Origin of the sequence: Marinobacter sp. (assembly GCF_041984545.1) — a bacterium.
Lineage (GTDB): Bacteria > Pseudomonadota > Gammaproteobacteria > Pseudomonadales > Oleiphilaceae > Marinobacter.
In genome coordinates, this window is record NZ_JBHIXV010000054.1 from 1 (window position 1) to 13557 (window position 13557).

General features: G+C 58.1%; 12 protein-coding genes. 8 read left to right on the plus strand and 4 right to left on the minus strand.

Features of this window, described 5'->3' with window-relative positions; translation table 11 throughout:
- Positions 1-142: 142 nt before the first annotated feature.
- Positions 143-445 carry an ArsR/SmtB family transcription factor gene (locus ACFC20_RS16945; RefSeq protein ID WP_375194029.1) on the minus strand — a complete coding sequence of 101 codons (303 nt, stop codon included), beginning with the start codon at positions 443-445 and terminating at the stop codon, positions 143-145.
- Between the two features lie 194 nt (positions 446-639).
- Between ACFC20_RS16945 and ACFC20_RS16950 the strand changes: the two genes are divergently transcribed.
- The 5 genes from ACFC20_RS16950 (at position 640) to ACFC20_RS16970 (ending at position 6073) form a co-directional block, all read left to right on the plus strand.
- On the plus strand, positions 640-843 hold the full coding sequence (locus ACFC20_RS16950) for a DUF2892 domain-containing protein (RefSeq protein WP_136631559.1): 204 nt from the start codon (positions 640-642) through the stop codon (positions 841-843).
- Positions 844-861: 18 nt separating this feature from the next.
- Complete coding sequence (locus ACFC20_RS16955) at positions 862-3324, plus strand: RND family transporter (RefSeq protein ID WP_375194022.1); 2463 nt, start codon at positions 862-864, stop codon at positions 3322-3324.
- A complete protein-coding gene (locus ACFC20_RS16960) occupies positions 3321-4169 on the plus strand; it encodes an outer membrane lipoprotein-sorting protein (RefSeq protein ID WP_375194023.1) in 849 nt (282 codons plus the stop codon). The genes ACFC20_RS16955 and ACFC20_RS16960 overlap by 4 nt, the downstream gene beginning before the upstream one ends.
- Before the next feature lie 31 nt (positions 4170-4200).
- Positions 4201-5610: a hypothetical protein gene (locus ACFC20_RS16965; RefSeq protein ID WP_375194024.1), complete on the plus strand. Its 1410-nt coding sequence runs from the start codon at positions 4201-4203 to the stop codon at positions 5608-5610.
- A 76-nt stretch (positions 5611-5686) separates the two neighbouring features.
- Complete coding sequence (locus ACFC20_RS16970) at positions 5687-6073, plus strand: DUF302 domain-containing protein (protein WP_375194030.1); 387 nt, start codon at positions 5687-5689, stop codon at positions 6071-6073.
- Between the two features lie 76 nt (positions 6074-6149).
- On the opposite strand, the gene ACFC20_RS16975 is transcribed toward ACFC20_RS16970, so the two are convergent.
- Complete coding sequence (locus tag ACFC20_RS16975) at positions 6150-7265, minus strand: phosphatidylserine/phosphatidylglycerophosphate/cardiolipin synthase family protein (RefSeq protein ID WP_375194025.1); 1116 nt, start codon at positions 7263-7265, stop codon at positions 6150-6152.
- A gap of 2 nt (positions 7266-7267) precedes the next feature.
- Positions 7268-8308: a type II glyceraldehyde-3-phosphate dehydrogenase gene (locus tag ACFC20_RS16980; RefSeq protein WP_375194026.1), complete on the minus strand. Its 1041-nt coding sequence runs from the start codon at positions 8306-8308 to the stop codon at positions 7268-7270.
- Positions 8309-8682: 374 nt separating this feature from the next.
- On the opposite strand from ACFC20_RS16980, the gene ACFC20_RS16985 reads away from it, so the two are divergent.
- The 3 genes from ACFC20_RS16985 to ACFC20_RS16995 all read left to right on the plus strand — a co-directional run bounded on the left by ACFC20_RS16985 (position 8683) and on the right by ACFC20_RS16995 (position 12802).
- Positions 8683-10983: a copper-translocating P-type ATPase gene (locus ACFC20_RS16985; protein WP_375194031.1), complete on the plus strand. Its 2301-nt coding sequence runs from the start codon at positions 8683-8685 to the stop codon at positions 10981-10983.
- Between the two features lie 119 nt (positions 10984-11102).
- A complete protein-coding gene (locus ACFC20_RS16990) occupies positions 11103-12110 on the plus strand; it encodes a hydroxyacid dehydrogenase (RefSeq protein ID WP_136631401.1) in 1008 nt (335 codons plus the stop codon).
- 14 nt (positions 12111-12124) lie between these two features.
- Positions 12125-12802 (plus strand): lycopene cyclase domain-containing protein, encoded by a 678-nt coding sequence (locus ACFC20_RS16995; RefSeq protein ID WP_375194027.1) that lies wholly within the window; start codon positions 12125-12127, stop codon positions 12800-12802.
- A 72-nt stretch (positions 12803-12874) separates the two neighbouring features.
- On the opposite strand, the gene ACFC20_RS17000 is transcribed toward ACFC20_RS16995, so the two are convergent.
- Positions 12875-13557: transposase (locus tag ACFC20_RS17000; RefSeq protein ID WP_375194028.1), on the minus strand; the 683-nt coding region annotated here is incomplete at its 5' end.

Below are 13557 nucleotides of genomic sequence, written 5' to 3' on the forward strand. Positions count from 1 at the left end.
TGTGGGGTTCTTGCTGGAATTAGCGAAGGAAACATGCACCAGCAGTAGGTGAAGCATCAACCAGATAATCCGATGAGATGCCGGTCTGTCTCACTCCTCATGCAAAGGTAAGATCAACCATTTAATCCGCTTACCCTTTTTTTCAAAGGTCGTTTTCGCAAAACAGGTCATAAAGTACTTCTATAATCCGGCGAGCCTCATCTCCCGCCAGGGAGTAGTGCATGGTCCGCGCCTCGCGGCGCGCAGATACCAGGCCGTCCTTGCGCAGCAGGGCGAGTTGCTGGGAGACCGCCGCCTGGCGCATCTCCAGTGCATCGGCGAGTTCGCTCACCGCACGCTCGCCTTCCACCAGTTGGCAGAGAATCATTAATCTGCTCTTTCCAGAGAGTGCTTTTAACAAGTTGGTAGCACGGTCAGCCGCATCCGACATCTGATTGCTGTTCATATATTCATAGCTCTGAATTCGTGAATGTGATAAATTTGCTGGAGGTGACTTGGTCAACACGTTGAGTTTTGCTTGCCGTTTGGCCCGATCCAACGTCCCTTTGTTCGCCAAGTAGATAACCTAAATGCCATGCACTTTTGACGAGACGCGCAATCTGTTGGACCTATAGCGCGTTAGTATAACAGGAGAGAGATATGTCCATTGACCGTCTTGTACTCGCATTCGCGGGATCTTTCATTCTTGTAAGTCTGGCTCTTTCCCAGCTCCATTCACCTTACTGGCTGTGGTTTACCGCGTTCGTGGGCGCCAATATGCTGCAGGCGGCCTTCAGCGGATTCTGCCCACTGGCGAAGATTCTCAAGGCAGTGGGCAAGAAGCCCGGCAGAGCCTTTGACTGACCCACGGAGGCACTGTAAATGGCTGAAAAGACCGAGGGTTCCTGGCTACGGTTCGCAACTGACCGTCCTCGACTGACCGTTTGGGCCATGGTGGCCGTCACGCTGGCGCTGGTGGCGCTGGCGGCGCTGCCAAGCGTCTGGCCCGAGCGGTTTGGTCTGCTTAATCCGCTGACCATCGATACCGACCCCGAGAACATGCTCTCTGCCGACGAACCCGTGCGCGTGTTTCACGACGATATGAAGGAGCAATTCTCGCTCTATGACATGGTCGTGGTGGGTGTGGTCAACGAAAACGACCCTGACGGGGTATTCAATGTCGGTTCGTTGCGACGCATCTATGAGCTGACGGAGTTTGCCAGCACGCTCAGGTGGCCCGATCCGGACAATCCCGGCCGGCAGGAGGGTGTGGTCGAGGAGGATATGCTTGCGCTCTCGCGGGTCGATAACATCGAGCAAGAGGGGGTCGGCGCGGTTCGCTTCAGCTGGCTCATGCCGGAGCCGCCGGATACCCGCAAACAGGCGCTCGCTATTCTTCAGCGGGCGCAACGCATCCCACTGTTCGACAATACCCTGGTCAGCGCCGATGGCAAGGCTGTCGCCCTTTACCTGCCGCTGACCAGCAAGGACATGAGCTACCGGGTGCGCGAAGCCCTGCTTGACAAAGTCGCTGGCTGGAAGGATACCGGCGACCAGGTCTACATCACCGGGCTGCCCGTGGCGGAGGACACCTTCGGTGTGCAGATGTTCTATCAGATGGCGATCTCTGCGCCACTGGCAATGCTGGTTATCTTCCTGGCGATGTGGTGGTTCTTCCGCCACGTCCGGCTCATTACCTCGGCGATGATCGTGGCCGTGGTAGCGGCCGCGGGCACCATGGCGCTGCTGGTGATCAGCGGCAACACGGTCCACATCATGAGCTCGATGATCCCCGTATTCATCATGCCCATTGCGGTGCTGGACGCGGTGCATATTCTCTCGGAATTTTTCGATCGCTATCCCCTGCATCGGGACCGCCGCCGGGCCATCCTGGAGGTCATGGGGATACTGTTCAAGCCGATGCTGTTCACCACCCTGACCACGATGGCGGGGTTTGCGTCACTGGCACTCACCCCGATCCCCCCGGTTCAGGTGTTCGGCATTTTTATCGCGATCGGTGTGTTCCTGGCCTGGTTGTGCACGGTGACCTTCATTCCGGCGTACATCATGCTGATGCCGGAACGGCGGCTCACTGGCTTCGGCCACGCCGCCGGGGATCCGGACCGGGATACGGTCATGGGGCGCTGGCTGCGTCGCCTCGGCGAGGGTGTGGTCGGCCACGCCAGGGCGGTGCTAGTGGTTACCATGGTCGTGGTGGTGGCTGCGGGTTATGGCATCAGCCAGATCCGTATCAACGATAACCCGGTCAAGTGGTTCGAGCCCGAGCACCCCATCCGGGTGGCGGACCGGGTGCTCAACGAACATTTCGGCGGCACCTATATGGCCTATCTGGCGCTGGTTCCGGAGGCCGATGACGCGGCCCGGCCCGACGAGACCTTCAAGCGCCCCGAGGTCCTGCGCTATATCGCCAGGCTGCAGCAGCGGCTGGGCGAGACCGGTGTGGTGGGCAAGTCCAACTCGCTCGCCGATGTGGTCAAGACCGTCCACCGCGAACTTCTGGGTGGCGATGCCGGGGCCTTTCGCATCCCGGACAGTCCGGCGGCGGTTGCGCAGACCCTGCTCACCTACCAGAATGGCCATCGCCCCCAGGATCTCTGGCATTTCGTCACACCAGACTACCGTCGTACCAGCATCTGGGTTCAGCTCACCAGCGGCGATAACCGGGACATGAGCCGAGTGGTTCAGGCGCTCAACGACTTCATTGCGAGCAACCCTCCGCCTGCATCGCTCCAGGCACGCTGGTTCGGTCTGAATTATATCAATGTGGTCTGGCAGGAAAAAATGGTCAGCGGCATGGCCATGGCCCTGTTCGGCAGTTTCGTGGTCGTGCTCCTGCTGATGGCCATGCTGTTCCGCTCGTTGCTGTGGGGGCTGCTGTGCATGATACCCCTGACCGTGACCATCGGGGCCATTTACGGCCTCATCGGTATCGTCGGCAAGAATTACGATATGCCGGTCGCCGTGCTGAGCGCCCTGAGCCTGGGGCTAGCCGTGGACTACGCCATCCACTTCCTGGCCCGTTCCCGTGTCACCCAGGCCGAGACAGGCTCCTGGCGTCGCTCCGTGGCACCCATGTTCGGCGAACCGGCTCGGGCAATAACCCGCAACGCCATCGTGCTTGGCGTTGGTTTCCTGCCGCTGCTGGCCGCACCTCTGGTGCCCTACCAGACAGTGGGGGTATTCATCGCGGCCATTCTGTTGACCGCCGGGCTGAGCACACTGCTGATCCTGCCGGCACTGGTAACCCTGCTGCAGCGGTGGCTGTTTCCCGGTTCTGGCAAGGCCGTCCTGAATCCGCAAAGTGAAAAGGAAGACGTGCAATGAGTAGGTACTGGCTTGTTACCCTGTTCCGAAAGCTGGCTCTGATAGTGATGGCACTGGGCATAACGCCCCTTGCCCTGGCTCAGGATGCCGGCGGTGCGCCCTCGGTGGAGCACATTGTCAACCGCGCCAATATGGTCTCCTACTTCCAGGGGGCTGATGGTCGCGCCAGGGTCGCCATGACCATCACCGACAGCCAGGGGCGTACCCGCAGTCGCGAGCTCACCATTCTGCGTCGGGACGGCCCGGAGACAGATGCCGTTGAAGGGAGCGCCTACCGTGGCGAGCAGAAGTACTATGTCTATTTCCGGCGCCCGGCGGATGTGAGCCAGATGACGTTGGTGGTGTGGAAACACCAGGGCCGGGACGACGACCGCTGGCTCTACCTGCCGGCGCTGGACCTGGTGAAGCGGGTTGCCTCCTCCGACAAGCGCACCAGCTTCGCCGGTTCGGATTTCTTCTACGAGGATATCTCGGGACGCAGTATTGACGACGACAGCCATGAGCTGATCGAGACCACGGACAACTATTACGTCGTGCGCAACACACCCAAACGGCCCGGGGAGGTTGAGTTCGCCTACTACGATGTTTATATCCACAAGCAGTCCTACCTGCCGGTTCGCACCGAGTATGTCGACGACAGCGGCAACCTCTACCGGCGTTATACCGCTCTGGCGGTGGAGAACGTGCAGGGTTACCCCACGGTCACGAAGGCGAGGATGGAGAACCTGCGCAACGGTGGCAAGACGGAATTGACCTACAGTGGCATTGATTATGACCTGGGTCTGCCGGAAGACGTGTTTTCAGAGCGCTACCTGCGCCGGGCACCGAGGGAGTATTTGCGGTGACCATTCGTACACTGAGGGTGGGAGGGCGTGAATGAACGCCAGAAGCGTTGTCGGAGTTATATGGTTGGCGGGCAGCGTTCTCGGTATGGCGCCGGGAGCGCTATGGGCGGCCGCGCCCGACCTGCCGGAGGGCCTGGGTGCGCCAGCCAGCGATACAGCGGAACCGTCCTTGCCAGCGGGTCTCGGGGGGAAAACCGAGCCAGAACAAACCAATGAAGAACCGGCTTCGGCGGCCCTGCCATTTCGGTTGCGCGGCTTCTGGGAGGTCCGGGGAGGATCCCGGCTGAACGATGTTCCTCACCAGCGCGATCTATCCATCGCCGAAACCCGGTTGCAGCTCGAGGCGGAGAAGTATTTACAGGGAGCAACCGTGCGTCTTACCGGTGATGTTCTCTATGACGACCTGGCCGACGACCGGGCAGTGGACCTGGAATCGGGCGAGGGCGCCTTCGACCTGCGTGAGGCCAGCCTGGTATTTTCGCCAAGCGCGGATACCGATGTTAAGCTGGGCCGGCAGATACTAACCTGGGGTACCGGCGACCTGGTCTTTATCAACGATCTGTTTCCCAAGGACTGGGTGTCGTTTTTTATCGGCCGCGATGTGGAGTACCTCAAGGCGCCCTCGGACGCATTGAAGGTTTCGGCTTTTTCCGGCTGGGCCAATCTTGACCTGGTCTATACCCCCCGGTTTGACGCTGATCGTTTCATCGATGGTCGCCGTCTCTCTTTCTTCAACACGGGGCGAGGGCGGCTGACCGGGCGCGATGCGGTTGTACTGGCGGAGCGCCCGGCAGAGGCGTTCGACGACGACGAGTGGGCCGCCCGGCTGTACCGTAACCTTGGCGCCTACGAGGTCGCGCTCTACGGCTACGACGGCTTCTGGAAGAGTCCGGCCGGGGCTGAGCCGGCCAGCGGCAGGGCCACGTTTCCTCCGCTGTCGGTGTTCGGCGCGAGCCTGCGCGGACCGGTGGGAGCGGGCATCGGCAACGTCGAACTGGGCTACTATGACTCCCGCGCCGACCGCGATGGCGACGATCCCACGGTGCGCAACAGCGAGCTGCGCCTGCTGCTCGGTTATGAGCAGGAGATTGCCCGTGACCTGACCCTGGGCCTGCAGTACTACCTGGAGCGCATGGGCGAGTTTGAGGCCTACCGACGGACCTTGCCGTCCGGTACCCCGGTGCGGGACGAAAATCGCCACGTCCTCACCCAGCGGCTGACCTGGCTGACACACAGCCAGAATCTGGAGTGGTCGTTGTTCCTGTTCTACTCGCCCTCGGACCGGGACGCTTACCTGCGTCCCCGGGTGGGCTATCAGGTTGATGACCATCTCTCTGTCGAGGTTGGCGGGAACCTGTTTTTCGGCGCACAGGAGGAAACCTTCTTCGGTCAGTTTCAGGACAACAATAACCTGTATCTGGGAGTGCGCTATGGGTTCTGAAAAAGGCGAGGCTTTGACATCCGAGTGCTGGCTCAGTTGTGCCCTGCTCGGTTTACCTGGAGAAAAGGAGATGTATATGTCGTACACAATGAATCGCATTATTCAGAATGCAGAGTTCGAGACCGTGGACGAGCGAACCCGCGAGGCCCTGGCCGATCAGGGGTTCGGGGTTTTGACGGAAATAGACGTCAAGATGACCATGAAAAAGAAACTGGACAAGGATATGCCCGCCTACCGAATTCTTGGTGCCTGCAATCCAGCCATGGCATGGGAGGCAATTGGCGTAGAACCTCGGGTCGGTGCTATGCTGCCGTGCAATGTCATCCTGCGCGAGACTCCGGAGGGTGTCGAAGTCAGTGCTGTTGATCCCGTCTCATCCATGGCGGCGATCGATAATGAGCAGCTCAGGAAAATTGCCGCCGAGGTTAAAGACAGGCTTTCTGAGGTTATCGAGGCGGTCTGACTTAACGAGTATCAAAGGACCCGCTGTGTCTTTAATTCATGCCGCACCGCTTGGCCGGGCCCTTGGCTCGGCCCGCTTAAAGCCACCTGCGCAGCAACAGCCCAAGCGTGTCATACACGCCTTTTATGAATCCGCGGTGTTTCCAGGCGATGTCGGTGATTTCACGGGCATCGCGTAAGTCCGTTATAAACTCGTTTCTTAACTGGTCATTCAGGGCTTCGTTTTCGGAGATCAGTGTCAGTTCATAGTTAATAAACAAACTTCTGTAGTCAAAGTTTGCTGTTCCTACGCTCCCCCAGTCATCGTCGACGAGCAGAACTTTCGAATGCAATAGCCGGGGCGTGTACTCGAATACCCGAACGCCGTGTTCCAGTAGTTCTCGGTAAAAGGCGCGGGCAGCCCACTGCGCGGGAATCGAGTCGGTCTTTTCGGTGGTCAGAATCCGCACGTCGATCCCCCGGCGGGCCGCGAGCACAAGTTGTTTGCGCAATCCACGATCCGGCACGAAATAAGGCGTCGCCAGCCAGATTTTGTCCGACGCTCCGGCCAGTTGCTCCTTGATGGCACACCGTAACTGAACGCGACAGGCGCGAGTTGTATTGGGGATGATCCGGTTGTCCCCGACGGTATGGCTGCCTGGGCTCCATTGTGTGTCGCCGCACCAAAAGGCGTCGAACAGGGCGTCAGCCTCTTTGGCCAGGGGACCATTAATGCGCACATGCATATCGCGCCACCGCTGGGGGCCGTAAAAGCGCCCTGAGCCCTCACGATGAATGTTGAACCCGCCGACATACGCCGTTTCACCGTCAACCACCAGCAGTTTACGATGATCGCGACGGTTATAGCGCAGCGGGTGCCGCCAGCTCCAGCGGTGAAAGCGCTGCAGACGGACGCCGGCGGCCCTGAGCTGGCGGCGGTGCTGCCGCGTAAGGACGCCGCTTGAGCCCAGCGCATCGACGTGAATGCGCACGTCGAGGCCCTGGCGGGACTGCTTCATCAGTTCATCGAGCAGATGCGCCCCCACCTCGTCCGCTGCGAGGATATACGAAGCGAGAAAGATACGCCGGGTGGCGGTACGGATCGAGCGGGCCATATCCGCATAGAGTTCGTCTCCCTCGCCGAATAGCCTGAACACATTCTTCACGGCTCCGCCCTCCGGTTCACAGGCGTCGCCGCCGGGGCCGGTGTTCATCTCTACAGGCCCAGGGAGCCGATACCCAGGCTGTCGTTGGTGTTCCTGATCGAGGTTTCCGCATCGCGTTCAGCCCCGGTAAGTGCGCGTATGGCATCGATGGTTTCCGGAACAACAATCGCCTGGTTGTCGACCATATAGGCATAGAACAGCTCGTTACCCTGCACCTTGAGCATGCCTTCCCACAGTGCGACTTCATACAAGCTGTCGTGGGGCCGGCCAAGATCGGCCATCAACTCCTTGACGCTGTTGATCGCGTCGAGGCCATCGCTGCTTCGGATAAGAGCAATGCGGGAAGAGGTGCGGAAGGCTTCGAGCACTTCGTCCTTGCTCGCATTACGTGCCAGTTGCACGGACCAGTAGTGGAGGTGGGCCAGCGTCTCCGGAACCTTGACCGCCATGGTTATCACATCCAGATCCGGGTCGACACATTGGGCATCCGGGCCCTGGTGACTGGGGATCTCTGGCTCTGGCAGGAGGGTATTCATGATCCCGCCCAGATGACTCTCCCAGGGATCGGTGGCACGGCGCAGAAGGGTTCCCCGTGCCCGGTCCAGCAGCCCGTGGCGTTTGAGCGCTGACAGGGTACGAATGATCGATGTCGTGTTGCACGATACGACGCGCGTGCAGTCACGACCAACAGCACTGGCGTAGTTGGCCTCGGCCACGAATGAATGGCCTGTGCTTTCATGTGTCTCGCCGCCGTGGACAATGTACTTGAGGCCGAGTCGCCGGTAGGTTTCGATATTCTTGCTGGCTATGTGTTTTGGTGTGCAGTCCACCACGACATCCGCAGCTCCAAGTAAGTCGTCCAGCGTGCCGGAAACATCGAGCCCGGCTGCGCCCATGGCAGCAGCATGCTCTTCAGTTGCGCCGTACAGAGCATATCCTCTACTCAGAGCCGCTCTCACCCGCCAGTCCTGCGCGACATCAGCTACGCCTGCCACGGCCATGTCTTTCTGTGCCGCAACGGCCTGGGCCACTCGCTTGCCGATAACCCCATAACCATTGACCGCCACGCGAATAATTCTCTGACTGAACATCTTTTGAATCTCCCGGTTTCTGAAGAAGAGCGAACGAATTCAAAAACTATTTAGATGACCAGATTATAGACAAAGACTGAATTCCAACTGAAAGCCGGGTTGACTTACAGCGAAGTGCAATGGCTTTGGCGAAAATCTGATGTTGATCAAAAAAATACAAGGCGTTTAAGTGCTTTTCAGGTTCAGTTCATTCGGCTGTAGTGGAATAGACTCCGACGGTATGGTTGCTCCATTGCCGGGACCAGGTCGAACCTCAAGGGGATCGCGTGGTATGAAACCATCGAAAGGATGATCGGAAGATGTCTGCGAAAGAAAACAGTTCTGGTATCAAAGATCGGGTAGGGACGGAGTCGAAGGGGCAGTTCACCTGCCCGATGCACCCGGAGGTGATATCTGATCAGCCTGGGAATTGCCCGAAATGCGGGATGCATCTTGTGCCTGTGGAACAAGAAGGCGTGAATTCTTATTCGGACCACTCCCACCATTGTTCCGGAGAGCATGAAAAACCGTCAGGCGATGAGCGAAAATATGATCGTGTGCCGCCTGGATATTCGGGTGTGGTCTACACCTGTCCCATGCACCCTCAAGTGCGCCAGAGCAAGCCCGGCGCCTGTCCTATCTGCGGTATGGGGCTGGAAGCGGAGTCTGCCGCCGTTGACGATGAGGGGCCTAACCCCGAGTTGGTGGACTTCTCCCGCCGTTTCTGGGGAGCCCTGGTCTTTACGGTTCCCCTGCTGGTTCTGACCATGACCCCCTACGTCGGTATCATGGCCGTTCGCGAATTCTTTGGTGAGCGTTTGTCGCTCTGGATTGAGCTGGTGCTGGCCACTCCGGTAATTCTTTGGTCCGGCTGGCCCTTCTTTGTCCGGGGTTACAATTCGTTTCGCACAATGAACCTGAACATGTTCAGTCTTATTGGCATGGGGGTCGGGGCGGCCTACATCTTCAGCATCGTGGCGGTGCTCCTGCCGGGGATCTTTCCGGCAGGCTTCCGGGACTCCGAAGGCAACGTTGGCGTTTATTTTGAGGCGGCAGCCGTTATTGTCACGCTGGTCCTGCTGGGCCAGGTAATGGAGCTGAGGGCTCGTGAGGGCACCGGCAAAGCCATTCGTGCGTTGCTGGATATGGCCGCGAAAACGGCGCGTGTGATCCGGCCCGACGGCACCGAGGAAGAGGTCGCTCTGGAGGATGTGAAGGTCGGTGATCATCTGCGGGTACGCCCCGGTGACAAGGTGCCGGTGGACGGAGTTGTTGTTGAAGGCCGCTCTTCCATTGATGAATCAATGATTTCCGGGGAGCCGGTTCCGGTAGAGAAGGTCGAAGGTGACAAGGTAACCGGAGCCACCATCAACGGTACCGGAAGCCTGGTGATGGAGGCGACCCGGGTCGGGGCGGATACTATGCTCAGCCAGATCGTTGAAATGGTCGCCAATGCCCAGCGAAGTCGTGCGCCTATCCAGAAGTTTGCCGATATGGTGGCCGGCAAGTTCGTACCTGCCGTGATTGCCGTGGCAGCCTTGTCATTTGTGGCGTGGGCCATCTGGGGGCCGGCGCCAGCTCTGTCGTATGCACTCGTATCCGCGGTTGCGGTGCTCATTATCGCTTGTCCTTGCGCCCTGGGGCTGGCTACGCCCATGTCGATCATGACAGCAACAGGGCGCGGTGCCCAGTTGGGTGTGCTGATCAAGAACGCCGAAGCCCTGGAGCGTTTTGCAAAGGTAGACACCTTGATTGTCGATAAAACCGGTACGTTGACGGAAGGTAAGCCGAGACTTGTGTCGGTGCTGCCGGAAGCGGGGCATGACGAGACCGAGGTTCTCAGGCTGGCAGCCACACTGGAAAAAGGATCGGAGCATCCACTTGCCGAAGCCATTGTCTCTGGTGCCAAGGCGCGCAACGTGACACTTGGCAAGGCCGACGACTTTGAGGCGGTCACAGGCAAAGGGGTTAGAGGGGTTGTTGATGGCAAACCGGTCGCACTGGGTAATGCCAAGCTACTGCAGGAGCTGGGGCTGGACGGTGTCCATCTGACGGAAGTTGCCAATACCAGGCGCGATGAGGGTGAAACGGTCATGTTCGTGGTACTTGATGGCGCCGTAGCGGGTCTTGTCAGTGTTGCCGACCCCGTTAAGGAAACAACACCTGCTGCGCTGAGAGCGCTCCACGCCGCCGGTTTCCGCATCATCATGGCAACGGGTGACAATGAGCGCACGGCAAAGGCGGTGGCGGGTAAACTCGGTATTGATGAGATTCGTGCCGATGTACTGCCGGAGGATAAGGCAAATATCATTCGCGAACTTCAGAGTCAGGGACGCAAGGTAGCCATGGCTGGGGACGGAGTCAATGACGCACCAGCCCTGGCCCAGGCCGATGTTGGGATTGCTATGGGGACCGGCGCGGATGTCGCCATTGAGAGCGCTGGTTTTACGCTGGTCAAGGGGAATCTCGACGGTATTGTCCGTGCCAGACGACTGTCCCAGGCGACGATGCGTAATATCAAACAGAACCTGTTTTTTGCCCTGGTCTACAACGGCGCGGGCGTACCGGTGGCTGCGGGTGTGCTCTATCCATTCCTTGGCATCCTGATAGGGCCTATCTTTGCTGCTTTCGCGATGAGTGCCTCCTCGCTGTCCGTGGTGATGAACTCCCTGCGTTTGCGTCGGGAGAAAGTTTAGGCCCGAAACGGATATCCCGAAACGGATATATAGAACGACGGATCTCGCACTGATAGCCCTGTTCTTTGGCTTACAGTGGGAGAGGTCAGAGTAAAAGTGAGTATGGCCAGGGAAAGATAATGAAGATTGTTTTCTTTGAGGTGGAGAAGTGGGAGTGCGATATCCTGCAGCGGATCTGCTGCAACCATGAGGTGGTTTTCACGGATGAGGAGCTTGGAATCGACAACGTTCGTCTATACAGCGACGCCGATATCATCTCACCGTTCGTCCATTCGGCCCTGGATGGTTCGGTTCTTGAGTGCTTTGAGCATTTAGAGTTTGTCGCTACCCGGTCGACGGGCTATGACCATATCGACCTGGATTATTGCACCAGAAATTCTATTCCGGTCAGTAACGTTCCCGTCTATGGTGATCAAACGGTAGCGGAGCATGTCTTTGCGCTGCTCCTTGCCATTAGCCACAAGATTCCAGAGGCGATCAATCGCACTCGCAAGGGGGATTTTTCTCAGAGGGGGCTACAGGGATTCGACCTGCAAGGCAAAACCCTTGGAGTGATCGGCACCGGCGCCATCGGGAAGCGGGTCGTGGAGATAGCACGAGGATTCCGTCTGAACGTTCTGGCCTGTGACCCCAAACCGGATGCTGTATTTGCCGACCGACATGACGTGTCTTACGTTGATATGAATTGCCTTCTCGAGCAGTCCGATATTGTGACGCTGCACGTACCAGGCAGTCAATCGGCCACGCATCTTCTGTCGGACAGGGAATTCGCCCGGATGAAAGACGGGGTTGTCCTGATCAATACCGCTCGCGGCTCTATTGTTGACACCCGGGCTCTGCTGCACGCACTGGCGGATGGGAAAGTGTCAGCTGCCGGCCTGGATGTGTTACCGGATGAGCCCTCCATCAGGGAAGAGGCGGAACTGATCCGCTCTTTTTTCGACAAGAAACATGATCTGGAAACGCTGTTTGCCAACCACGTTCTGCAGCACATGAGAAACGTCATTGTCACACCGCACAGTGCGTTCAATACGAAAGAGGCTGTAGAAAGAATTCTCACCACTACCGGTGAAAACATTGTTGGCTTTATTGAGGGTGAGCCCCGCAATCTCGTGAACAAACTCTGAGTCAGGATAGTGTTATGCCGATGCTTTATACCTATATGACCTGGAGTACATTGTTAGTCGTGCTGTGGGGTGTGGTTTTCTTGTTTACCCGCAACAAGAAGAAAATGCTGACAATGAGCCTGGGTACGGCGCCCCTGGGGTTAACGGAGCCACTTTTTTACCCGGAGTACTGGAGCCCTCCAACGTTGTTCGGGTTAGGGGAAGCCTACGGCTTTGATGTGGAGAGTATTCTGTTCTCTTTCGCTGTGGGAGGCCTGGCCAGTACACTTTATGAACTCGGTTCTACCGCCAAAACAAAGTCAATGCCGGGAGATCGCAAACTGGGTAGAGAGCATCGGTTTCATGCATGGGCATTGACTTCGCCGGTTTTGGTCTTTGTCTTGCTGGAACTGACCACCAGTCTCAACCCAATATATACCGCCTCCATGGCGCTCTTGACCGGAGCCGTCAGCACCGTTGTTTGTCGAGTCGATCTTCTCGGCAGTGCAATAAAAGGTGCGGCCATATTTTCGCTGTTTTATTTTGTTTTTTTCAGCGCCATGAACTGGTCACATCCAAACTTTGTTGATCTTTACTGGAACAATGCAGCGATCAGTGGTTTAACCCGGATTTCTCATAGGTCCCCAGCAAGTCTCGCAGACTGTGCGGGTTACCGCCATTACCGCTCATTGGCGGCCGTGACTGATCAATAATCGATCAATTCCTGTTGTCCGGACACACGGCCCCCTTTCCCCCATTGAGTCGGGCCGGGGGAGCCCGGGCTTCTATCCCGGAACCAGTTGACGCACCAGGTCAGAGAGTTCGTCTTTGTAAGGATAGGCATCGCTCATCAACACCCGTATGCGCCGAGTGTTGCGAATGATGACCGCGCCCACCTTGATCAGCTTCAGCCGCAGGTTACTGGCGCTCATTCTCTCGAAGGGCGTCTTCTTCAAGTGGGCCCGTAATCGCTCGAACAGCGTGTAGGCAAAGCCCGACAGGAGCAACCGCCACTGATTGGTCCACCACCGCGTGCTGGAGGTGCGATCTGCGAACAGACACAACTGCTGATCCTTGATCCGGTTTTCCATGTCACCCCGGGCACAGTATTGCTCGTAGTAGAGTTTAACGCCGTCGTCGTAACGGGAACTGATAATGAACCTGGGGTTGGCACCCAGTTCGCCTTCCTCCAGACGCGCGATCACCCAGCGGGGGTGTTTCCAGGTTCGGGCCTGGTACTGGAACCGGTAGGTGGCGGAGACTTTTTCACCCAGTTCGTTGTGAGCCTTGCGAACCAGCATCGAGGGTACGTCTACCTCCTTGAGCAGCCGGCTGTTCTTGCTGATGCCGACCAGATAGTCCACGTTGTTCCGGTCGCACCAGCTCAGCAATCGGGGACGGTAAACGCCGCTGTCACCCCGGAACACGATGCGGGTATCCGGCCAGTACTGCCGGATGAACTTCACCA